This window comes from Variovorax sp. AC103, from assembly GCF_979254005.1.
Genome location: NZ_CEEDFC010000001.1, coordinates 289,038 through 310,428, shown reverse-complemented (window position 1 = coordinate 310,428; position 21,391 = coordinate 289,038). Strand labels below are relative to the sequence as shown.

Sequence of the window (21,391 nt, the reverse complement as noted above, 5' to 3'; positions counted from 1 at the left end):
CCCGGGGCGATCAACGCACCCAGTGGCACACGCGGTGGTGATGGCGCGCGTCCCACTTGCACACCTTGTGCGGGCGGTGGTTGGGCGCTGCCGAGGCAATGCTGGGGGCCAGCACGGCTAGGCCGGCGAAAGCGAGGATGCTGGAGAGGATGAGCTGCTTGGTCTTCATGTGGTTCTTTCTAAGCAATGACATCGAGGGATGGGAGGTGCGTCTTTCAACGGGCGCCCTCGTAGAACGAGTCGAGGGCGCATTCAGATGACGACCGTTTACAAATTTGTCGCGAAATATCTCGCGAAAGATCTGGCGGACGGCGACGCCCTCAGGCCCGGCCGGCCGCCGCGGACTGCTCGGTGCGCGCGTCGTGGCCGATGATCAGCACCAGCGCGAACGCCACCACCGACAGCAGCGCCAGGAACACCACCGCATAGACGTCGTTGCCCATGCGGTCCTTCAGCGCGCCGAAGATCGTCGGGCCGATGTAGCCGCCCAGGTTGCCGATGGAGTTGATCCAGGCGATACCGGCCGCCGCCGCGGTGCCGCTCAGGATGGCCGTGGGCAGGGTCCAGAAGGTGGGCAATGCGCTGAAGATGCCGAAGGCGGCCAGCGTCACCGCGGCCATCTTCGGAACGGGCGCGCTGATCTGCGAGGCCGCCACCAGGCCCACGAAGATGCAGGCCAGCGGAATCAGCAGGAACCACTTGCGCTCCTTGCGGGCGTCCGAGGCACGCGTCCAGAACAGCATGGCGATGGCGCCGACCAGGTACGGAAAGGCATTGATGAAGCCGATCTGCACGTTGCTCAGCCCGCCGAAGCCCTTGATGATCTGCGGCAGGAAGAAGCTCAGCCCGTACAGCGGCACGGTGATGCCCATGTACACGAAGCCCAGCCCGATCACGCGCAGGTTCAGGAGCGACTGCTTCCACGAGATCTTGTTGATCGACTCGCGGTTGCGGCGCTCCGAGTCGAGCGTGGTCTGCAGCCAGCTGCGTTCCTCGTCGGTGAGCCACTTGGCGTCCTTCGGGCCGTCGGGCAGGTAGGCCAGGATGAAGAAGGTCAGGATGAGCGAGGGAATCGCCTCCAGGATGAACAGCCACTGCCAGCCGTGCATGCCGCCGACGCCGTCCATGTTGAGGATGTAGCCCGAGATCGGCGAGCCGATGACCGTCGAGATCGGAATGGCGAACATGAACCAGCCCACGATGCGCGCGCGGTAGGCCGCCGGGAACCACAGCGTGATGTAGAAGATCACGCCCGGGAAGAACCCGGCCTCGGCAATGCCGAGCAGGAAGCGCACGATGTTGAAGCTGGTCGAGCCACCCACCCAGGCCTGCGCCGCGGACAGGATGCCCCAGCTGAACATGATGCGGGCGATCCAGCGGCGCGCGCCAAAGCGTTCCAGCGCCATGTTACTGGGCACCTCGAACAGGAAGTACGCGAGAAAGAAGATGCCGGCCGCGCTGCCGAACACGGCGGCGGTGAAGCCCAGGTCCTTGGACATGGCCGCGCCGGCAAAGCCGAGGTTCACGCGGTCGAGGTAGGCGATGAAGTAGCTGACCATCAGCAGCGGCAAGAGCCGCCAGCTGATTTTCGAGATGGTTCTTTGTTCGACGGGGTTCACTGCATGTCTCCTGTTATGTAGAGGTTTTGTGGAGCCTGTCCAGTGACAGGTGGGGCGCCTGGGGCGCCGGTTGGATCATGAGGCCGTTTGTTCGTTTTGCTGCGCCCTCATGATCTGGTGCCGTTGCCAGTAGCGGCCGATCGCACCCTTGAAGTTGTCTTTCTGCTTGCCGAGTCCGCCCAGCTTGACCTTGGTGGTGCGCGCGCCCAGCAGCGCCTTGTCGTGGTGGGCCACGACCAGCGTGTCGCCGAAGCTGCTGTCGTTGTAAGTCAGGCCTTTCACCTCGTCCCACGGGATCGACGAGCCGCCGTCGGCGCTCGGGTGCAGGCCCTCGTGATCGATCTCGATGTGCCCGCCGTTCTTCAGCGCGAACCTGACCGGCGGAAAGTGGCGCAGCACCACGGCGCGCTCTTCCTCCGTGGCAGGCTCGTAGCGGTAGGCCAGGCTCAGTTCGTGGTTCTGGACGAAGCGTTGCTCGTACTCGCTCCACAGGCGTTGCTCGATGGCGGCGGCGGTCTCCATGTCGTCGGCCCAGCTGGCCTCGGGCACCGTGGAGACGATGACGCCGTAGGCGCTTTCAGGCACATGGTGGTCGACGTTGCGCATGCGCTCGAGCAGCGGCGGATGGCTGTCGAAGGGGTGGGGCACGTCGGCGGTCTTCATCGTCTCGATGAACGCTTCCGAGCTGGCATAGGGCGGCAGCCCGGAGGCCACGAAGCCCGCGATGCCCAGCGCGCCGTCGTGCTGGCGGTTCTGCGCAAAGAGCTGTCGCTCGACGTCGTTGCGGTAGCTGGCGTAGGCCGAGATCTTGATCAGCGACTGCACGATGGCGCTGGGGGCCGTGAGGCTCGCAGCGACGCGGTCGGCCTTGTACTCGCGCTCGCGGCTGTCGCGCGCCAGCGCGAACTCGAAAATCATTCGGTAGAGGCGCAGCAGGTAGTGCGCCACGATGGTCAGGCCGGCGCTGCGCATGTTCCAGGTGTACAGGTCGAACTGCCGCAGCTTGGGGCCCAGCGCGGCGCTGCTGCGGGTGTCGCCGCCGCCCAGGTGGGCAAGCTCGTGCGCGAGCACCGCGTCGGCTTCGGACTGGTCGAGCACGCGCAGGAGCGGAATGCTCACGAACAGCGTGCGGCCCTGCAGGATGCGTCCGCCGACCTCGCAGCGCGCTTCGGTCACGAAGAAGTTGGTGTCGATGCCCGCCACGATCTGGTCGGGCGGCGCGGTCTTCACGCGGCCGGCGAGCTGGCGGATGCGCTCCCACAGGCGCGGCGCATCGGCCTCGGCGATGAGTTCGCCGTCGATCGCGTTGATGGACGGGAGCTTCTTGAACAGCGTGTAGACCGCATAGAACACGGCCGCCGCGGCGGCGATGCCGGCAATGGCGATCAGCTTGACGTAGTAGCTCTGCCAGAAGTAGGCGGTGAGCCAGAACGAGAGCCACACCAGCATCGAACTCTGCAGCACCACCTCGACCGCGCTGGACACCGTCATGAGCCGCCAGCCCGCGACAAAGCTGGCATAGCGCAGGCCCCGGTTGGCGAAGGCCAGCGCGCCCAGCACCAGGGCTGCCGCCAGCAGCGCCGCGCCGAGCGCCAGCGTCCAGATGGCGGCACGGTCGGCCCAGTGGAACTGCCAGTGCATCGAGTAGGGGCTGCACACCTTGTCATGGAAGGTCCTGTCCTCCGGCGCGGTGGCGTCGCAGGCCTTGGAGAGCTGGTGGCTGCGGTAGAACTCGGTCGTCCGAGCCTTTTCATCGGCGGACAGGCGGGCATCCGAGGCGATGCGCTTTTCGATGGCTTGCAGGAATTCGGTGTCCTGCGAGCGCAGTGCGTATTCGGTGAAGACCAGCGTCGCCGCCGGAATGGCGAAGAGCGACACCAGGGTCAGCAGGAACACGCGAAAAAGATCGGCATGGATCGTTCGGGCGATGGCCATGGGTAACTCCTCCTGGAAAGCGATTGCTTTGGGCTGTTATGGAAGCGGTCCGGGAAGCCGATAGCGTAGCCGCCGTTGGCGCCGAAGCGAAATCGGCGATGCCGTAAGCCGAAGGGCGGGACGCGTCAAGCGGGCCTTCGCGTCGACCAGTCGTCAAATAAGGTTATCGCTTTTGCGTCGTTCCACACCCCGGGGCGCAGGTATAGCCTTCGCGCTCATCCATGGCTGTCACCTCCGTCACTCCCTCCGCTTCTTCTTCCAGTTCAGCGCCGTCGCCGGTCGCATGGATCGCCGGTGTCGGCGCCAGTGCCGGGCTCGGCGCCGCACTGGCACGGCGCTTCGCGGCCGAAGGCTTCGTTGTCGCACTGACCGGGCGCACACAGGCGCAACTCGACACCGTGGTCCGCGAGATCGCGGCGGCCGGCGGTCGGGCCCAGGCTTTCGCGGGCGACGTGGCGAGCGAGGCCGAGATCCATGGCATTGCGCAGAAGGTGCGGGCGCTGGGCCCGCTCACCGTGGCCATCTTCAACGCCGCGAGCGCGGTGCGCGCGCCGACGCTGGAGCTCTCGGTCGACCAATTCACCCAGGCCTGGCGTACCAGCGCGCTGGGCGGCTTCGTGTTCGGGCGCGAGGCGCTGGACGGCCTGCTGGCCAACAGCTTCGAGCCGGCCGGCGCCGGGCCGCGCGGCACCTTGCTGTTTACTGGCGCCACCGCGGCGCTGCGCGGCAAGCCGCCGTTCGCGGCCTTCGCCGCGGCCAAGGCCGCCTTGCGTTCGCTGAGCCAGAGCCTGGCGCGCGAGTTCGGCCCGCAGGGCATTCATGTGGCGCACGTGGTGATCGACGGCGGCATCGACGGCGAGCGGCTTCGCACCGGCGCACCGCAGCGCGTGGCACAGGCCGGCGACGACGGCCTGTTGCAGCTCGAGGCCATCGCGGAAAGCTACTGGCAGCTGCACGTGCAGCACCGCAGCGCATGGACGCAGGAACTCGACCTGCGGCCGTTCAAGGAGCCGTTTTGAGAATTCTCGGGAGTCACGCGGCATGAGCGTCGGATCGAATGGCCAGATGCTGGCCGCAACGCTGCCGGGAGTGGAGGCAGAACTCAACTACCTGAAGGCAGGGCAGGGCCGGCCCGTGAGCTACACCTTCGAGCCGCCGCCCGGCACGCCCTGGGTCACCGGCGAACTGGAGGCGCGCCGCGTGACCATTCGCGACGGCCGTCCGCTGGTGGCGCTGAACGAACTGTCGCTCGACCGCAGCGGTTTCACGCAGATCTCTCACCGCAGCGTGGTGGCCGACTTTTCGCACGACGCCACCATCCGCGACATCTACTACCGCGAGGCCGAGGCGCTGCTGCGCGACGTCACGGGCGCCGAGAAGATCGTGGTGTTCGACCATACGCTGCGCGACAGCGCGCAAGGCGCGCGCGGCACGCCCGACCTGCGCGAACCGGTGCGCCGTGTGCACAACGACCAGACCCCCGCCTCCGCGCTGCGCCGGGTGCGCGACCACCTGCCGGCCGAAGAGGCCGAAGTGCGCCTGAAGCGCCGCTTCGCGATCGTCAATCTGTGGCGCCCGCTGGCGACGGTGGAGCGGCTGCCACTGGCGCTGTGCGACGCTCGCTCCATCTCGAGCGGCGACCTGGTGCCGAGCGACCTGGTCTACCCCGACAAGGTGGGCGAGACGTACTCGTTCACCTGGAACCCGAAACACAGCTGGTACTGGTTTCCGCGGCTGCGGCCCGACGAGGCGCTGCTGCTGAAGATCTTCGATTCGCGCGAAGACGTCGCGCGCTTCACGGCCCACACCGCCTTCGAAGACCCCACCGGCGCGCGCGAGGCGCCCGCGCGCCGCAGCATCGAGCTGCGCGCGCTGGTGTTCTGGCCGGTGGGCCAATGAGGGCCGTGCAATGAGTTCGGCCAAGCAACTTCGGCTCGGCGCCTTCATGCGCCCCGTGAGCATCCACACCGGCGCCTGGCGCTACCCGGGCGCGTGGCCCGACGCCAACTTCAACTTCGCGCACCTGAAGCAACTGGCGCAGACGCTGGAGCGCGGGCGCTTCGACGCGTTCTTCATGGCCGACCACCTCGCGGTGCTGAACATGCCCATCGAGGCGCTGCAGCGCAGCCACACGGTGACGTCGTTCGAGCCGTTCACGCTGCTGTCGGCGCTGGCGCAGCACACGCGGCACATCGGGATGGTGGCCACGGCGTCGACCACCTTCGACGAGCCGTTCCACATCGCGCGCCGCTTCGCCTCGCTGGACCACCTGAGCGAAGGCCGCGCGGGCTGGAACATCGTGACCACCTCCAACCCCGACGCGGCGCTGAACTTCGGCCGCGACGACCACATGGAACACGACGAGCGCTATGCCCGCGCCCGCGAGTTCTACGACGTGGTCACGGGCCTGTGGGACAGCTGGGCCGACGACGCCTTCGAGCGCGACGTGGACAGCGGCCGCTTCTTCGACCCGGCCAGGCTGCACGTGCTGGACCACAAGGGCAAATACCTGTCGGTGCGCGGACCGCTGCACATCGCGCGGCCGGTGCAGGGCTGGCCGGTGATCGTGCAGGCCGGGGCCTCGGAAGCCGGGCGCCAGCTCGCGGCCGAGACGGCCGAGGCGGTGTTCGCCGCGCCGGGCACCCTGGCGGCGGCGCGCAGCCTGTATGCGGACATCAAGGGCCGCATGCGCGCGATCGGCCGCGACCCGGACCACCTGAAGATACTGCCGGCCGCCTTCGTCGTGGTCGGCGACACCCTGGAAGAAGCACGCGCCATCCGCGCGAAGCTCGACAGCCTGGTGCACTACGACAGCGCCATCGCCTCGCTGTCGATCGCGCTGGGCCACGACGCCTCGAAGTTCGACCCCGACGGCCCGCTGCCCGAGGTGCCCGAGACCAACGCCAGCCAGAGCGGCCGCGCGCGCGTGGTCGAGCTGGCCCGCGCCGAAGGCCTCACGGTGCGCCAGCTGGCCCAGCGGCTGGGCGGCTACGGCGGCCTGGCCTTCGTCGGCACGGCGCAGACCATTGCCGACCAGATGCAGGAGTGGCTGGCCACCGAAGGCTGCGACGGCTTCAACGTGATGTTCCCGTGGCTGCCCGGCGGGCTCGACGCCTTCGTCGACAAGGTGGTGCCCGAGCTGCAGCGCCGCGGCATCTTCCGGCGAGAGTACGAAGGCCGCACGCTGCGCGAGAACCTCGGCCTGCCGCGTCCGGGCAACCGATTCTTCGAACAGAATTAGCCACGCGGGCTGAGCCCCCACGCCTGCACCGATCGCCGCCGTTGGCGACAATCGGGGCAATGCGTTCTTCTCCTTTCTTCAAGATGGCCCTGCTGCTGGGCCTGCTCTCGGCCATCGGGCCTTTCGCCATCGACATGTACCTGCCGGCCTTGCCGGCCATCGGGCAGAGCCTGCATGCCGACATCGGCGCGGTACAGATGAGCCTCACGGCCTTCTTCCTGTCGCTGGGCGCGGGCCAGCTGCTCTACGGTCCGGTTTCCGACATGTTCGGGCGCAAGCCGCCGCTGTATGTGGGGCTGGTGCTGTTCGCGCTGGCGAGCGTGGGCTGCGCCATGGCCACCGACATCCAGACGCTGATCGTGCTGCGCTTCATCCAGGGCCTGGGCGCCGCCGCGGGCATGGCCATTCCGCGCGCCGTGGTGCGCGACCTGCACACGGGTACCGACGCGGCGCGGCTCATGTCGCTGCTGATGCTGGTGTTCAGCGTGTCGCCGATCCTCGCGCCGCTCGCGGGCAGCGTGGTGATTGCCTTTGCCGGCTGGCGCGGCGTGTTCTGGGCCGTGACCATCGCCGCCGTGGCGGGCCTGGCCATGACGGTCAGGCTGCTCGACGAAACGCGCCCCGCGTCGCAGCGCGTCGAAAGCAGCCTGGGCAGCGCGCTCGCAGCCTACGGGCTGCTGCTGCGCGACCGGCACTACCTGGGGCTGGTGTTCATCGGCAGCTTCGCGATGGCGGGCTTCTTCACCTACCTGGCCAATTCCTCGTTCGTGATGATCGACCACTACGGCCTGTCGCCCGCGCTGTACAGCGTGGCCTTCGGCGTGAACGCGGCGGCTTTCATCGCGGCCTCGCAGTTCACCGGCGCGCTGGGCGAGCGCTACGGCCTGGTCAACATCGTCAAGTTCGGCGTGGCGTGCTGCGGGGCGGCCATGGTCGCGATGTTCATCTACTTCGCGGCGGGCGGCGACAGCATCTGGGTGCTGATCGTCCTGTACTTCATCGCCTCGGGCTTCATGGGCCTGGTGATTCCGACCACCGGCGTGCTGGCGCTCGAAATGCACGGCGCCATCGCCGGCACGGCCTCGGCGCTGCTGGGCACGCTGCAGATGCTCACGGGCGCGCTGGCCATGGCGGTGGTGGGCTTCTTCACCGACGGGCGCCCCTTGCCGATGGTGGCCGGCATGGCTGCCGGCGCCCTGATCGCGGGGGTGCTGACCTGGCTCACGCTGGGTGGCGCGCGCTCCGAAACCACACGAAGGACACAGCAAGCCTGATGAACACGGCACGCGCAGGCGCCACGCTCCCGGCGACCGAAGACAACTCCAAGTCCAGGCATATCGACGGGCTGGCCCAGCCGGAGCGGGCGTGGGCGATGCTGGTCATCATCCTCGGGCTGATCGTCGCGGTGCTCGACGGCACCATCGTCAACCTGGCGCTGCCGGGCATCGCGCGCGAGCTGCAGGCCAGCCCGTCGCAGGCCATCTGGGTGGTCAACGCCTACCAGATCGCCACGCTGGTGATGCTGCTGCCGCTGGCGTCCCTGGGCGACCTGGTGGGCTACCGGCGGGTGTACCTGGTGGGCATGGCGGTGTTCACGCTGTCTTCGCTGGCGGCCACTTTTGCCAACTCGCTGGGCACGCTGATCGCGGCGCGCGCCTTCCAGGGCCTGGGCGCGGCGGGCATCATGAGCGTGAATGCGGCGCTGGTGCGGCTCGTGTATCCGTCGTCGCAGCTGGGCAAGGGCATGGCGGTCAATTCGCTGGTGGTGGCCACCTCGTCCGTGGCGGGGCCCTCGGTGGCGGCGGCCATCCTGTCGGTGGCCTCGTGGCCCTGGCTCTTCGCCATCAACGTGCCGCTGGGCATCATCACCTTCGCGCTGGGCATGCGGGCGCTGCCGTTCAACCGCGTGGCGCCCGCGGCGGGCTTGCGGTTTTCGCCGGTCGACGTGACGCTCAACATCCTGATGTTCTCGCTGGTGTTCCTGGGCGTGGACCGCCTGGGCGTGCGCGAAGGCCCGGTGCAGGGCGCCGCGGGGTCGCAGGCTTCGGCCTGGGGCATCCTGCTGGCGGGCGTGCTGGTCGGCTTCATCTACCTGCAGCGCCAGCGCAAGCAGGCGGTGCCGCTGTTCCCGGTCGACCTGCTGCGCATTCCGGTGTTCGCACTGTCGATGGGCACCTCGGTCGCCGCGTTCTGCGCGCAGATGCTGGCCTACATCGCGCTGCCGTTCCTGCTGCTGGAGGTGTACGGGCGCAGCCACATCGAGGCCGGGCTTCTCATCACGGCCTGGCCGCTGGCCATCGTGGTGATGGCGCCGATTGCGGGCCGGCTCATCGGCCGCTATCCCGACGGGCTGCTGGGCGGCATCGGGCTGGCCCTGCTGGCCGCGGGGCTGGCACTGCTGGCGGCACTGCCGGCGCACCCGGGCAATGCCGACATCGCCTGGCGCATGGCGCTGTGCGGGCTGGGTTTCGGGCTGTTCCAGTCGCCCAACAACCACACCATCGTGACCTCGCCGCCGGCGCATCGCAGCGGCGCGGCCAGCGGCATGCTGGGCACGGCCCGGCTGACCGGGCAGACGCTGGGCGCGGTGGTGCTGGCGGCGGTCTTCAGCCTCTGGAGTCCGCATGGCGGCCACGGCCCGGTGGTGGCGCTGGTGCTGGCCGCCAGCTGCGCGGCGGTGGCGGCGGTCTTCAGCACGCTGCGCCTTCGGACGACAAGCCACGGCGGCTGAATGGGTTAGGGTACCCACCCATGAAGGAAGTACCCGACACCGTGGTCTGCCCGGGATGCGACGCGGTCTATAGCCGCGCGCCGCTGCATCCGCGCGACGTGGCGCGCTGCCCGCGCTGCGGCACGGAGCTCGACCGGCACCCCGGCCAGCAGGAGCGCCGCATTCTTCCGCTCACGGTGGCCAGCCTGATCATGTTCGCCATTGCGAACCTGTTTCCCATCGTCGAGATCGAACTGCGCGGCCTGACCAGCCAGACCACACTGGCCGGCGCGGTGGTGGCGCTGAGCGCCGAGGGCATGTCGCTTGTGGCGCTGCTGGTGCTGGCCACGACCATTCTTTTTCCCTTGCTGCAGCTGTGCATCCTGGCCTACCTGCTGGTGCCGCTGAGCCGTGAGCGGCGGCCGCTGGGCTTTGCACTGCTGGTGCGGTCCATGCAGTCGCTGCGGCCCTGGGGAATGATCGAGGTGTTCCTGCTCGGTGTGCTGGTGGCCATCGTCAAGCTCTCCAGCATGGCGACGGTGGTGCCGGGGCCGGCCTTGTGGGCCTTCATGGCGCTGACGGTCCTGCTGACGACGGTGCTGTCGTTCAACCCGGGTGCGTTCTGGGGGATGACGTTTCGCCCCAAGGGCCAGGAAGAGGGCGGGGAAGAGGGCGAGGCCGGCGAGCCGCGCACCGAAGACAACGGGACAGCGTCATGAAGCTGTTCGCTTTCCTGCGCCCGCGGGCATCGCGCGCGCCTGAAGAAACCCAGGACATCGACGACGAAGACGCGCCGGTGCCTACCGCGGCCGCGCTCGGCCTCATGGCCTGCCGGCACTGTGCCGTCGTCTGGCAGGACGCACGCGAGGGCGACGCCTGCGGGCGCTGCGGCACCCGGCTGCACACGCGCAAGCCGCAGAGCCTCACGCGCACCTGGGCCTTTCTGATTGCGGCCTGCGTGATGTACATCCCGGCCAACCTGCTGCCGGTGATGATCACGCGCACGCTGTTCGGCGCGCAGTACGACACCATCCTGAGTGGTGTCATCTATTTCTGGGTGTCGGGCGCCTACGGCCTGGCGGCCATCGTCTTCATCGCGAGTTTCCTGGTGCCGCTGTTCAAGCTGGCGGTGCTTTTCTTGCTTGTGGTGACGGCGCAGCGCGGCAGCACCTGGCGCCAGCACGAGCGGGCCAAGCTGTATCACATCATCGAGATCATCGGCCGCTGGTCGATGCTCGACGTGTTCGTGGTGTCGCTGCTGACCGGGCTGGTGCAGATCCAGGGCTTCGCGGTGATCACCGCGGGCGTGGGCATCGCGGCCTTCGGCGCGGTGGTGGTGCTGACCATGCTGGCATCGCTGAGCTTCGACCCGAAGCTCACCTGGGACAGCAGGCAGGCGCAGGCCGATTTTCAGGACAGGGACGGTGCGTACGCACATGACAACAAAGACCGGAAACCAGCATGAGTGAAGAAGACCAACCCCAGGACAAACCGGCACCGCAGCCGGCGCCTTCGGCGCTGCCCAGGCCCCGCGTGGCGCGGCGGCGCGAATGGCTGCCCTCGCTGATCTGGCTCATTCCCATCGTGGCGGCGCTGGTCGGCATCACGCTGGTGGCGCGCATCCTGATGGAGCGCGGCCCCGAGGTCGTGCTCACCTTCAAGACCGCCGAAGGCCTGGAGGCCGGCAAGACCGCCGTCAAGTACAAGGACGTGCAGATCGGCCTGGTCACCCATCTGCGGCTGGCGCGCGACCGTTCGCACGTGCGCGTGCTGGTGCAGTTCAACAAAGACGCCGAGGGCTTCACCGCCAGCGACTCGCGCTTCTGGGTGGTGCGCCCGCGCTTGGACACCTCGGGCATCTCGGGCCTGAACACCTTGCTGTCGGGCGCGTACATCGGCGCCGACGCGGGCGTGTCGAAGGAAACGGCGGGCGAGTTCACCGGGCTCGAAACACCGCCCATCGTCACGCGCGACGACTCGGGCAAGCAGTTTCTGCTGCGCGCCAACGACGTGGGTTCGCTCGACGTGGGCTCGCCGGTGTACTACCGGCGCATCAAGGTCGGCCAGGTGGCGGCCTACGAGCTCGACGGCGACGGGCGCGGCGTGACCCTGCGTGTGTTCGTCAACGCGCCCTACGACAAGTTCGTGGGCATGAACACCCGCTTCTGGCAGGCCAGCGGCATCGACGCGCAACTGAGCGCCAGCGGCTTCACGCTGCGCACGCAGTCGCTGGCCACCATCCTGCTGGGGGGGATCGCGTTCCAGGCGCCCGAGGGCGTGATGGGCCCGGTCGCCACGGAGAACGCTTCCTTCGCGCTGACGCAGGACGAGGCCACCGCCATGAAGGAGCCCGACGGCCCGTCGCAAACCCTGCTGATGTACTTCAACCAGTCGCTGCGCGGCCTGGCGCCGGGCGCGCCGGTCGACTTCCGCGGCGTGGTGATCGGCGAGGTCAAGTCGATCGGCGTGGAGTTCGACCGCGCCGAGCGCGAGTTCCGCATGCCGGTGCTGGTGCAGGTCTACCCCGACCGGCTGCGGCGCCGCGAAGCGCCGGGCGCCGGGCAGCCCGAGTCGCGCGCCACGCAGCAGGAGCGGCTGCGCTTCCTGGCCGAGAAGGGCCTGCGCGCCCAGCTGCGCAACGGCAACCTGCTGACCGGCCAGGTCTATGTGGCGCTCGACTTCTTCCCGAAGGCGCCGGCGGTCAAGGTCGACGTCACGAAGAACCCGATCGAGCTGCCCACGGTGGCCAACAGCCTCGACGAGATCCAGTCGCAGGTGCAGGAAATAGCCACCAAGCTGAACAAGGTGCCCTACGAGCAGATTGCCGCCGACCTGCGCACCACGCTCGCCACGCTCAACAAGACGCTCACCAGCGCCGAGCAGACCGTGACCCGCATCAACAACGACGTGACGCCCGAGTTGGCCGCCGCCATGAAGGACGTGCGCAAGACCGTCAACACGGCCGAGCGCACGCTGGCCGACGACTCGCCGCTGCAGCAGGACATGCGCCAGACGCTGCAGGAACTGACGCGCGCCGCGGGCTCGGTGCGCGTGCTGACCGACTACCTGGAGCGCCACCCCGAGTCGCTGCTGCGCGGCAAACCGGACGACAAGAAATGAAGAAGAACCTCGCATTCCTGGCCATTCCCGCGCTGGTGGCCGTGCTGGCCGGCTGCGCCAGCAAGCCCGACAGCTACTACACGCTGGCCAGTCCCGTGGCCGCCGCCGATGCGGCGCCTTCCACGCTCGGCGGCGCCGCGCCGCTGTACATCGAGCTGGCGCCCGTGGCCGTGCCCGAGCGCTTCGCGCGTCCGCAGATGGTGGTGCGCCAGCCCAACGGCAGCGTGCAGGTGGAAGTGCTGGAGCAGCACCGCTGGGCCTCGTCGTTCGAGAACGAACTGCGCGATGCGCTGTCCAGCGGCATCTCCGCGCGGCTCGGCGCGCTCGACGTGACCAAGGGCGGGCGGCAGACCTCGCAGCCGGTGTGGCGCATCGCGGTGCAGCTGCGCCAGTTCGATGCGGTCGACGGCGCGCGCGTGGATGCGAGCTTCAGCTGGACGCTGCGGCGCTCGGACGAGGCGCGCACGGTGGTCTGCCAGATGAATTTTGGCGAAGCCGTGGGCGGGGGCATGGACGCGGTGGCGCAAGGAACGCAGCGCGTGACCGCGGCGGCGGCGGCGGCCATGGCGCGCAGCGTGGCTGCGGCGCGGGCGAATCCGTCGGCGAGCGCCTGCGCTTCCTGATTTTTTCTTTCTCCCTCCCCCTCTGGGGGAGGGCATGGGTGGGGGCACGACGGCGCTTGCACATGCGTGGCGTCCAGTTGGAAGATGCCCCCATCCCAGCCTTCCCCCAGAGGGGGAAGGAGCGACACCGGGAATCCCACCACAAGGAGACCTCATGGCACAGATCGGCAAGGCGCCCTGCGACGACACGCTGATCCTGCATGGCCACAAGGCCGACGAGGCCCGTTGCCCCGAGGCCTCCAAGCCGTGGGTGCTCGCCGCGGCCATCGTCGGCTCCAGCATGGCCTTCATCGACGGCACCGTCGTCAACGTGGCACTGCCGGCCATCCAGGCCGACCTGCATGCCACGGCCTTCCAGGCGCAATGGGTGGTCGAGTCGTATGCCTTGCTGCTGGCGGCACTGCTGCTGGTGGGGGGCGCGCTCGGCGACCACTACGGGCGGCGGCGCATCTTTGCGGTCGGGGTCGGCATCTTCGCCGTGTCGTCCGTGGCCTGCGCGCTCTCGGTCAGCGTGCAGCAACTCATCGCGGCGCGGGCAGTGCAGGGCATCGGCGGGGCACTGCTGGTGCCGGGCAGCCTGTCGCTCATCAGCGCGTCATTCCCCGCGAAGGAGCGCGGCAAGGCCATCGGCACCTGGTCGGGCTTCAGCGGCATCACCGCGGCGGTGGGGCCGGTGCTGGGCGGCTTCCTGGTCGATCACTTCTCCTGGACCTGGGCCTTCCTCATCAACGTGCCGATGGCGCTGGGCGTGCTGTGGATCGTGTGGCGGCACGTGCCCGAGAGCCGCGGCGCCTCGGCCGGCGGCGGGCTCGACCTGTGGGGCGCACTGCTGGCGACGGCCGGGCTCGGCGGCATCGTGTATGCCTTCATCGAGGCGCCGACGCAGGGCTGGCGGTCGCCGGCGGTGCTCGCCGCGCTGGCCGTCGGCGTGGCGGGGAGCCTGGGCTTCATCGCGGCCGAGCGCAAGGTGCGCGCGCCGATGCTGCCTCTGGGGCTGCTGCGCATCGGCAACTTCAGCGGCGCCAACCTGCTGACGCTGCTGCTGTATGCGGCGCTGGGCGGTGCGCTGTACTTTCTTCCGCTCAACCTGATCCAGGTGCAGGGCTACTCGGCCACGGTGGCCGGCGCAGCGCTGTTGCCGTTCATCTTCATCATGTTCGCGCTCTCGTGCTGGGCCGGGCAACTGGTCGACCGCTTCGGGCCGCGCATGCCGCTGGTGGTGGGGCCGTCCATTGCGGCTGTCGGCTTCGCGCTGTTCGCGATGCCGGGCGTGGGCGCGAGCTACTGGAGCGGCTTCTTTCCGGCCGTGGTGGTGCTGGGCTTCGGCATGACGGTGACGGTGGCGCCCTTGACCACCACGGTCATGAACGCGGTCGGGCCCGAGCTGGCGGGCGTGGCCTCGGGCGTGAACAACGCCGTGTCGCGCGCGGCAGCGGTCTTGGCGATCGCGGTGTTCGGCGCGATCATGGCCTGGGCGTTCGACATGGCGCTGGCCGGCCACCTGCGCGACATGGGTGCGTCGGCACAGGTGTCGGCGTTCCTCGAAGGCGAGCGCAGCAAGCTGGCGGGCGCGGGCGTGCCGCCGGGCGTGGATGCCGCCACCGCCGCCGCGCTCAAGCGCGCGGTGGCCGAGTCGTTCGTGGCGGGGTTCCGGTGGGTGATGCTGCTGGGCGCCGGGCTGGCCGTGCTGAGCGCGGCCAGCGCGTGGCTGATGATCCGGGGCGGCCCTGCTGCGGGAGGCCCGGGCAAGACATAAGGAGACGACATGCCGGTGCAGGAAGAACAACACGTCGATGTGCTGATCGTCGGCGCGGGCCTCTCGGGCATCGGCGCCGCCTGCCACCTGCAGGAGAAATGTCCGGGGCGCAGCTACCTCATCCTCGAAGGGCGCGAGCGCAGCGGCGGCACCTGGGACCTGTTTCGCTACCCCGGCGTGCGCTCCGATTCCGACATGTACACGCTGGGCTACCGGTTTCGCCCCTGGACGCAGCCGAAGTCGATCGCCGACGGGCCGGCCATCCTGAACTACCTGCGCGACACGGCGGCGCAGCATGGTGTCGACCGGAACATCCGTTTCAACCACCGCGTGGTGCGCGCTTCGTGGTCGACGGCCGAGGCCTGCTGGCGCGTCGATGCCGAAATCGGACCCGAGCGGCTGCCGCTGCGCCTGCGCTGCAACTTCCTGTTCCTGTGCAGCGGCTACTTCCGCTACGACGCGGGCTACACGCCCGAATTCAAAGGCGCCGCCAGCTACGCCGGGCGCATCGTGCACCCGCAGCACTGGCCCGAAGGCCTCGATGCGAGCGGCCAGCGCGTGGTCGTCATCGGCAGCGGCGCCACTGCGATGACGCTGGTGCCCGCGCTGGCGAAGACCGCCGCGCACGTCACGCTGCTGCAGCGCTCGCCGACCTACGTGGTGGCGCGTCCGGCCGAGGACCCGATCGCCAACCGGCTTCGGCGCGTTCTGCCCGCGAGGCTCGCGTACGGCATCACGCGGTGGAAGAACGTGCTGCTGGGCATGTTCTTCTTCCGCCTCGCGCGCAGCCGGCCGCAGCGGGTGAAGCGGCTGATCGTCGGCGGCGTGCGCCACGCGATGGGCCCGGGCTACGACGTCGGCAGGCACTTCACGCCGCGCTACAACCCGTGGGACCAGCGCGTGTGCCTCGTGCCCGACGGAGACCTGTTCGCCGCGCTCAAGTCCGGGCGGGCCTCGATGGTGACGGAGCGCATCGACACCTTCACGCCGCGTGGCATCCGGCTGGAATCCGGCAAGGAACTGGAGGCCGACCTGGTGGTGACGGCCACGGGTCTCGAACTCGAAGTGCTGGGTGGCGTGCAGCTCGAAGTGGACGGCGTCGCCGTGAACCCCGCCAACACCTTCAACTACAAGGGCATGATGTTCAGCGACGTGCCGAACCTGGCCTCGTCGTTCGGCTACACCAATGCCTCATGGACGCTCAAGAGCGATCTGACCTGCGCGTACGTCTGCCGGCTGCTCAACCACATGGAGAAGCACGGCTGGGCGCAATGCACGCCGCGCAACGCCGGCGCCGCGCTGGTGCCGCAACCGTGGCTGGATTTCTCGTCGGGCTATGTGACGCGTGCCGTGGGCAAGTTTCCGAAGCAGGGTTCGCGCACCCCGTGGCGCGTGCACCAGAACTACCTGCGCGACCTGTTGAGCCTGCGCTTCGGCAAGGTGGACGACGGGGTGATGACGTTCTCGAACCCGCCGCGCCCGCACCCGGCTCAAGCCGGCGCGTGAGCGGGAGACAGCAGGGTGTCGAGCTCCGCCCACAGCGGATCGCAGTGCCCCGCACGGAACGCCGCCGTCCGGAAGGTGGGGTGCTCACCCTGGTACGTGTCCCACAGCTTGCGGTGGCCGTCGGCCACGCAGGCCCGCACATTGGCCAGCCGGTCGGCGGCCTTGACCACCAGGGCCAGTTCCTCGTCGCCCGTCACCTTCGCGAGCGCCGCATAGGTCTTGGCCTTGCGTTCCTTGCGGTCGGCGCCGGGTGCGTCGGTCAGCAGCGACACGCAACGGGCGACCAGGTCGCCGAAGCGCGATTGCACGTCGGACACCGTGGCGTCGGTGTCCTCGACCACGTCGTGCAGGTAGCCGATGACCTGCGCCGTCGCGCCGTAGGGCTGGAGCAGCGCGACCACCGCGTCCAGGTGGTGCGCGTAAGGGTGCGCGCCGTATTTCTGGTCGCCGTGCATCGCGATGGCGTAGGCACGTGCGTCAGCGGGAGGTGGAACCTGGGCGGGGTTGCTGGAGGCAAGGGTCATGCGGTGTTGTCCTTTTGCTTTTTTCCATTCTGCCTTTGCGCACAGCGCGCCAGGGCGGCCCTGGCGCATCGCCGATGTCGGCGGGCGCGCCGCTAGGGTGCGGCGCATGTGCCGCGAAGCCGCAGATAGTCGGCGCTTTCCGTTTTCTGTATCGCATCAGGTCAGCCACGCGCCGTGTCGAAGCCAACCTGTCTCTGGACTTCGATCCACCCTGCTCGGGTGTGCTGCGCCTGTGTTCGAACGCTATTACCGCGAACTGCTGAGCTTTCTCTCCCGCAAGGTGCCGGACCGCGCGACCACGGCCGACCTGGCGCAGGAGAGCTGTGCCCGCGATGCAACGCCCGCTGGCAATCGTCAGCGGTGCCGGGCGAGCAGATGCCGCCCCAGCGCCTCGAAGGCGGGCAGCGTGACCGGATCGTTCGCCGCGTTGCTCGCCACCGGGTGCGAGGCATAGCGCACGATGACCATCTCGGCCTTCGGGTCGACGTAGATGCGCTGGCCGTGCACGCCGCGCGCCATGTAGGCGCCATGGTCGTTGTGCGTGACCCACCACATGTTCCTGTAGCTCCAGCCCTGCAGCAGCGCATAGCCGCCCTTGGCGAACGCGGCCTTGTCGGCGCCGCGGCGGATGTCGTCGACGGCGGCTTTGGGCACCACCTGGCGGCCGTTGGCGCGGCCGTCGTTGCGCATCATTTCGCCGAAGCGCGCGAGGTCGCGCAAGCCGGTGCTCAGGCCGCCGCCGGCAAAGGGCGTGCCGATGGAGTCGACGCTGAAATAGGCGTCCTGCTCGGCGCCCAGGTGGCGCCAGATGCGCTCGGACAGCAGTTGCGCCACGTTGCGCCCTGTGGCGCGCGCCATGACCCAGCCCAGCACGTCGGAGTTGACGGTCCGGTAACCGAAGGCCTCGCCGTGGCGGCCTTCGGGCTGCACCGTCTGCAGGAACTCGTAGTAGCTGCGCGGGCCGGTGTAGTCCTTTGGCTTGGGCAGCGGGTTGCCGGCCTGCGCGTGGGCCCAGACCTCGGCGTTCGGGTCGGCGTAGTCCTCGCTGAACTTCAAGCCGGTGGTCATGTCGAGCACCTGGCGCACGGTGGCATCGCCGAAGGCGGACCTCGCGAGCTCGGGCACGTAGTAGGCCACCGGCTTGCTCGCATCGAGCGTGCCGTCGGCCACCAGCATCGCGCCCAGCGTGCCGACCACCGACTTGGTGACCGACATGGCGCCGTGCTGGCCGTCGTCCTTCAGCACGCCGAAGTAGCGCTCGTAGACGATGCGCCCTCGGTGCAGCACGACGATGCCGTCGGTGTACGTGGCTGCCAGCGACTGCGCCCAGGTCATGGGCGCGGTCGCGCCAAGCGGCGTGAAATCCAGCGCATCGATGTCCGAGCGCAGGGCGTAGCGCAGGCCGGCCGGCGCGCCCAGGCCGCGCGAGACGTTCATCGTCGGCATGAGCTGGCGAAAGTTCGCCACGCTCCAGCGCATCGCCGGAAACCGGAAATAGCTGCCGTCCTCGAAGCGCAGGGTGCGCTCGGGCGCAGGGGGCGAGCCGGTCATCCAGCCGAGCGCCGCGGGGTCGCTGGCCGCCGCGTCGGGAACCTCGGTGGCGTCGGCCGCGTGGGCCGCCGACATCGATGCGAACACGCACGCGAGCATCGCGGCACGGCCCTTGAAGCGGCTGAAAATTGGTGTATGCATGCGGCATTGTGGACCGCATCCGCGCATGGGAACTCCCCACTGACAGGCCCTTGCTCGGGTTGACAAGCGCGCTGCGCCGCTCCAATACTGAACTTTCCGGTTCATCGTCACAGCAACGGAGACACCCATGCAAAGGATCGTTCCCTGCCTCTGGTTCGACGGCAACGGCGGGGACGCGCTGAAGTTCTACAGCGCCATCTTCGCGAATTCGCGCGTGACCGACACGCTGCTCTGGGGCGACGTCGACCCCGCCAAGAAGGGCCAGTTGCTCACCGCGACCTTCGAACTCGACGGGCAGGAGTTCATGGTGCTCAACGGCGGGCCGCAGTACAAGTTCACCCACGCCATCTCGATGTACGTGAGGTGCGAGACGCAGGCTGAGGTCGACAGCTACTGGGAGAAGCTGCTCGAAGGCGGCGGCCAGCCGGTGCAGTGCGGCTGGCTCACCGATCGCTTCGGTGTGTCGTGGCAGGTGGCGCCCACGCCGGTGATCCGCATGTTCCAGGACAAGGATCCGGCCAAAGCCGCTCGCGCGATGCAGGCGATGATGAAGATGGTCAAGCTCGACATCGCCGAGGTGCAGAAGGCCTTCGACGGAAACTGACCCCGGCCGGTGCCGCGCCGGCTACACCAGCCGCTGGATCGCCTTCTTGCGCCACACCAGCTGGTAGTACCCGGTCTGCAGCAGCAGCATGGCGCCGAAGGTGGCGGGGTAGGCGATCCAGATGCCGTCCAGCCCCATGCGATGGCTCATCACGTAGGCCACCGGCACCTCGACGCACAGGATGCAGACGATGGAGATCAGCGTGGGCACCAGCACCGAGCCGCTGGCCCGCATGATCCCCGACAGGGCCGAGGCCATGCCGAACATCACCAGGCTCCACAGCATGATGTGCAGCAGCGTCTGTGCAATTTCGATGACCGGCGCGCTGGTGATGAAGAAACCCATCAGGTGGCGCGAGAACAGGTAGCCCAGCAGCACCAGGCCGCCCGTCAGCACCAGGTTCATCAGCAGCGCGGTCTTCGCGATGGCGCCCAGGCGATTGGCGCGGCCCGCGCCGATGGCCTGCGCGCCGAGGATCGACGCGGTGATGGCAATCGAAATGGCCGGGAACTGCACGTACGCGACCACCTGGTTCACCGCACCGTAGGCCGCCGTGGCGTTGGAGCCGTAGCTGTTGACCATCGACAGCAGCACCACCTCGGCCAGTGCCACCACGATCATCTGCACGCCCGTGGGCACGCCGATCTTGAGCACCGCCTTCAGCAGCTGCGGCTGGATGCGCAGGTTGCGGAAGAACTCCGCGTCGGGTGCCAGCGGGCTCTTGCGCTGGCGCAGCCGAAAGCCCAGCCACAGGGTCGCCACCACGAAGGCCACCACCGTCGCCCACGCCCCGCTGGCCACGCCGAGCTGCGGCAGGCCGCCCCAGCCGCGAATCAGCGCAGGCGTCACCAACAGGCCGACCACCGTCGAGATGACCAGCGTGAACAGCGGCGTGACGGTGTCGCCCACGCCGCGCAGCATGGCGGTGGACATCAGGAACACGAACAGGCCCGGCATGGCGATGAGCATGATGCGGGCGTAGCGCGTGGAGTCGGCCAGCACGTCGGGCGGCGTGCCCAGCATGGCGAGCATCGGCGTGGTGAAGACACCGCCGAACACCGCGATCAGCAGGCCCATGAGGATGCCCACCGACAGCGTGGTGCCGGCCACGGCCTTGACCTTGGCGACGTCGCGCGCGCCCCAGGCCTGGCCGATGAGCACCGAGGCGCCCGCGCCCAGGCCGATGACGAAGGCGATGAAGAAGAACATCACCGGGAAGAAGCTCGACACCGCCGCCAGCGCGCGCACGCCCAGCATCTGCCCCACGTAGATGTTGTTCAGCGTGCCCGACAGCGACTGCAGGATGTTGCTGAGCAGCATCGGCGCCAGGAAGAAAAGAAAGACCTTCCACAGCGGGCGCGACGCATTGACGGGCGACACGGGCATGCCTTGCAGGCCGCTCTGGCCGGCAGTGCTGCTGCCGGGGGTTTCGGGGGTTGTTCTCATGAAGGGGTGTTCCAGCCGGCGGCCGAGATTTCTTGCAAGTGGACGCGCAGGTCGGCGGGCCAGGGTTCGATCAGGGTGTTGAAGCGCTGCGCCTCGCCGGCGAACAGCGCGCGGGTGGCTTCCTCGAAGCCGGGCAGGTTGCCCGCGATGGCGGTCATGAAGCGGTAGGTGGCTTCACGCGCGGCACGCACGGTGTCGCGCTCGGCGTGCACATGGCGCGCGTCTTCGACCAGCTTGCGCAAGGCGACCGACGCACCGCCGGGCTGGCGGCCCAGCCAGTCCCAGTGGCGCGGCAGCAGCGTGACCTCGCGCGCGACCACGCCGAGCTTGGGCCTGCCGACGCCGCGCGGGGCCTCGTCACGGTGCGCGGCGCGGTGGGGTGGCGCTGCGGAGGGGCCGGACACCGGCCGCTCCTGCAGGTCGTGCAGGTCGAGGTCCAGCTGCTCGCCGGTCTGGTCGTCGAACGCGAGGTACGGGCCGGGGTCGTCGCGGCGGCGCAGCTGCTCGATCACGTCGGTCTTGCTGCCCTGCGCAACGCGCTGGAAACCGAAGAACACGGTCAGGGTGATGGGGGGGGTGTCTGGTGACATTCGGGGTTTTTGTCTCCCGGTGTTT

Annotated in this window: 19 protein-coding genes; 12 read left to right on the top strand and 7 right to left on the bottom strand. The window is 68.8% G+C overall.

Annotated elements, in window-relative coordinates:
* Window positions 1-10 precede the first annotated feature (10 nt).
* The 3 genes from AC0IYU_RS01455 to AC0IYU_RS01445 all read right to left on the bottom strand — a co-directional run bounded on the left by AC0IYU_RS01455 (window position 11) and on the right by AC0IYU_RS01445 (window position 3,554).
* Window positions 11-169, bottom strand: a complete 159-nt coding sequence (locus AC0IYU_RS01455; RefSeq protein ID WP_435486967.1) for an HHHH-motif protein — start codon at window positions 167-169, stop codon at window positions 11-13.
* A 151-nt stretch (window positions 170-320) separates the two neighbouring features.
* Entirely contained in the window at window positions 321-1,619 is a 1,299-nt protein-coding gene (locus AC0IYU_RS01450) for an MFS transporter (RefSeq protein ID WP_472112177.1), read from the bottom strand.
* Between the two features lie 75 nt (window positions 1,620-1,694).
* Window positions 1,695-3,554, bottom strand: a complete 1,860-nt coding sequence (locus AC0IYU_RS01445; RefSeq protein WP_472112174.1) for a M48 family metallopeptidase — start codon at window positions 3,552-3,554, stop codon at window positions 1,695-1,697.
* 221 nt (window positions 3,555-3,775) lie between these two features.
* On the opposite strand from AC0IYU_RS01445, the gene AC0IYU_RS01440 reads away from it, so the two are divergent.
* The 11 genes from AC0IYU_RS01440 (at window position 3,776) to AC0IYU_RS01390 (ending at window position 16,510) form a co-directional block, all read left to right on the top strand.
* Complete coding sequence (locus AC0IYU_RS01440) at window positions 3,776-4,573, top strand: SDR family NAD(P)-dependent oxidoreductase (protein WP_472112171.1); 798 nt, start codon at window positions 3,776-3,778, stop codon at window positions 4,571-4,573.
* Between the two features lie 22 nt (window positions 4,574-4,595).
* Window positions 4,596-5,453, top strand: a complete 858-nt coding sequence (locus AC0IYU_RS01435) for a CmcJ/NvfI family oxidoreductase (RefSeq protein ID WP_472112168.1) — start codon at window positions 4,596-4,598, stop codon at window positions 5,451-5,453.
* Window positions 5,454-5,463: 10 nt separating this feature from the next.
* Complete coding sequence (locus AC0IYU_RS01430; RefSeq protein ID WP_472112165.1) at window positions 5,464-6,795, top strand: LLM class flavin-dependent oxidoreductase; 1,332 nt, start codon at window positions 5,464-5,466, stop codon at window positions 6,793-6,795.
* 59 nt (window positions 6,796-6,854) lie between these two features.
* Window positions 6,855-8,069 carry a multidrug effflux MFS transporter gene (locus tag AC0IYU_RS01425; protein WP_472112162.1) on the top strand — a complete coding sequence of 405 codons (1,215 nt, stop codon included), beginning with the start codon at window positions 6,855-6,857 and terminating at the stop codon, window positions 8,067-8,069.
* Entirely contained in the window at window positions 8,069-9,526 is a 1,458-nt protein-coding gene (locus AC0IYU_RS01420; protein WP_472112159.1) for an MFS transporter, read from the top strand. The genes AC0IYU_RS01425 and AC0IYU_RS01420 overlap by 1 nt, the downstream gene beginning before the upstream one ends.
* Before the next feature lie 20 nt (window positions 9,527-9,546).
* Entirely contained in the window at window positions 9,547-10,224 is a 678-nt protein-coding gene (locus AC0IYU_RS01415; RefSeq protein WP_472112156.1) for a paraquat-inducible protein A, read from the top strand.
* Window positions 10,221-10,970, top strand: a complete 750-nt coding sequence (locus AC0IYU_RS01410; RefSeq protein ID WP_472112153.1) for a paraquat-inducible protein A — start codon at window positions 10,221-10,223, stop codon at window positions 10,968-10,970. Before AC0IYU_RS01415 ends, AC0IYU_RS01410 begins: the two co-directional genes overlap by 4 nt.
* On the top strand, window positions 10,967-12,625 hold the full coding sequence (locus tag AC0IYU_RS01405) for a PqiB family protein (RefSeq protein ID WP_472112151.1): 1,659 nt from the start codon (window positions 10,967-10,969) through the stop codon (window positions 12,623-12,625). The genes AC0IYU_RS01410 and AC0IYU_RS01405 overlap by 4 nt, the downstream gene beginning before the upstream one ends.
* Entirely contained in the window at window positions 12,622-13,248 is a 627-nt protein-coding gene (locus AC0IYU_RS01400) for a PqiC family protein (protein ID WP_472112148.1), read from the top strand. Before AC0IYU_RS01405 ends, AC0IYU_RS01400 begins: the two co-directional genes overlap by 4 nt.
* Window positions 13,249-13,402: 154 nt before the next feature.
* Entirely contained in the window at window positions 13,403-15,004 is a 1,602-nt protein-coding gene (locus tag AC0IYU_RS01395; protein WP_472112145.1) for an MFS transporter, read from the top strand.
* A gap of 9 nt (window positions 15,005-15,013) precedes the next feature.
* Complete coding sequence (locus tag AC0IYU_RS01390; RefSeq protein WP_472112142.1) at window positions 15,014-16,510, top strand: flavin-containing monooxygenase; 1,497 nt, start codon at window positions 15,014-15,016, stop codon at window positions 16,508-16,510.
* Here AC0IYU_RS01390 and AC0IYU_RS01385 read toward each other — a convergent pair.
* Together AC0IYU_RS01385 and AC0IYU_RS01380 are read right to left on the bottom strand one after the other, a co-directional pair.
* Complete coding sequence (locus tag AC0IYU_RS01385; protein ID WP_472112139.1) at window positions 16,495-17,034, bottom strand: HD domain-containing protein; 540 nt, start codon at window positions 17,032-17,034, stop codon at window positions 16,495-16,497. The two genes, AC0IYU_RS01390 and AC0IYU_RS01385, sit on opposite strands and share 16 nt — an antisense overlap.
* Window positions 17,035-17,388: 354 nt before the next feature.
* Window positions 17,389-18,684 carry a serine hydrolase domain-containing protein gene (locus AC0IYU_RS01380; protein WP_472112721.1) on the bottom strand — a complete coding sequence of 432 codons (1,296 nt, stop codon included), beginning with the start codon at window positions 18,682-18,684 and terminating at the stop codon, window positions 17,389-17,391.
* A gap of 169 nt (window positions 18,685-18,853) precedes the next feature.
* On the opposite strand from AC0IYU_RS01380, the gene AC0IYU_RS01375 reads away from it, so the two are divergent.
* Window positions 18,854-19,330, top strand: a complete 477-nt coding sequence (locus tag AC0IYU_RS01375) for a VOC family protein (protein ID WP_472112136.1) — start codon at window positions 18,854-18,856, stop codon at window positions 19,328-19,330.
* A 21-nt stretch (window positions 19,331-19,351) separates the two neighbouring features.
* Here AC0IYU_RS01375 and AC0IYU_RS01370 read toward each other — a convergent pair whose 3' ends face one another.
* Both AC0IYU_RS01370 and AC0IYU_RS01365 read right to left on the bottom strand, forming a co-directional pair.
* Window positions 19,352-20,716 carry an MATE family efflux transporter gene (locus AC0IYU_RS01370; RefSeq protein ID WP_472112718.1) on the bottom strand — a complete coding sequence of 455 codons (1,365 nt, stop codon included), beginning with the start codon at window positions 20,714-20,716 and terminating at the stop codon, window positions 19,352-19,354.
* Window positions 20,717-20,772: 56 nt separating this feature from the next.
* Window positions 20,773-21,366 (bottom strand): DUF2239 family protein, encoded by a 594-nt coding sequence (locus AC0IYU_RS01365; protein ID WP_472112133.1) that lies wholly within the window; start codon window positions 21,364-21,366, stop codon window positions 20,773-20,775.
* Between the last annotated feature and the right edge of the window lie 25 nt (window positions 21,367-21,391).

Coding starts and splice junctions, on each gene's coding strand:
- AC0IYU_RS01425 (WP_472112162.1), top strand. CDS start 6,855: ATGCGTTCTTCTCCTTTCTTCAAGATGGCCCTGCTGCTGGGCCTGCTC.
- AC0IYU_RS01435 (WP_472112168.1), top strand. CDS start 4,596: ATGAGCGTCGGATCGAATGGCCAGATGCTGGCCGCAACGCTGCCGGGA.
- AC0IYU_RS01365 (WP_472112133.1), bottom strand. CDS start 21,366: ATGTCACCAGACACCCCCCCCATCACCCTGACCGTGTTCTTCGGTTTC.
- AC0IYU_RS01385 (WP_472112139.1), bottom strand. CDS start 17,034: ATGACCCTTGCCTCCAGCAACCCCGCCCAGGTTCCACCTCCCGCTGAC.
- AC0IYU_RS01380 (WP_472112721.1), bottom strand. CDS start 18,684: ATGCTCGCGTGCGTGTTCGCATCGATGTCGGCGGCCCACGCGGCCGAC.
- AC0IYU_RS01410 (WP_472112153.1), top strand. CDS start 10,221: ATGAAGCTGTTCGCTTTCCTGCGCCCGCGGGCATCGCGCGCGCCTGAA.
- AC0IYU_RS01405 (WP_472112151.1), top strand. CDS start 10,967: ATGAGTGAAGAAGACCAACCCCAGGACAAACCGGCACCGCAGCCGGCG.
- AC0IYU_RS01390 (WP_472112142.1), top strand. CDS start 15,014: ATGCCGGTGCAGGAAGAACAACACGTCGATGTGCTGATCGTCGGCGCG.
- AC0IYU_RS01415 (WP_472112156.1), top strand. CDS start 9,547: ATGAAGGAAGTACCCGACACCGTGGTCTGCCCGGGATGCGACGCGGTC.
- AC0IYU_RS01375 (WP_472112136.1), top strand. CDS start 18,854: ATGCAAAGGATCGTTCCCTGCCTCTGGTTCGACGGCAACGGCGGGGAC.
- AC0IYU_RS01445 (WP_472112174.1), bottom strand. CDS start 3,554: ATGGCCATCGCCCGAACGATCCATGCCGATCTTTTTCGCGTGTTCCTG.
- AC0IYU_RS01400 (WP_472112148.1), top strand. CDS start 12,622: ATGAAGAAGAACCTCGCATTCCTGGCCATTCCCGCGCTGGTGGCCGTG.
- AC0IYU_RS01455 (WP_435486967.1), bottom strand. CDS start 169: ATGAAGACCAAGCAGCTCATCCTCTCCAGCATCCTCGCTTTCGCCGGC.
- AC0IYU_RS01395 (WP_472112145.1), top strand. CDS start 13,403: ATGGCACAGATCGGCAAGGCGCCCTGCGACGACACGCTGATCCTGCAT.
- AC0IYU_RS01370 (WP_472112718.1), bottom strand. CDS start 20,716: ATGCCCGTGTCGCCCGTCAATGCGTCGCGCCCGCTGTGGAAGGTCTTT.
- AC0IYU_RS01430 (WP_472112165.1), top strand. CDS start 5,464: ATGAGTTCGGCCAAGCAACTTCGGCTCGGCGCCTTCATGCGCCCCGTG.
- AC0IYU_RS01440 (WP_472112171.1), top strand. CDS start 3,776: ATGGCTGTCACCTCCGTCACTCCCTCCGCTTCTTCTTCCAGTTCAGCG.
- AC0IYU_RS01420 (WP_472112159.1), top strand. CDS start 8,069: ATGAACACGGCACGCGCAGGCGCCACGCTCCCGGCGACCGAAGACAAC.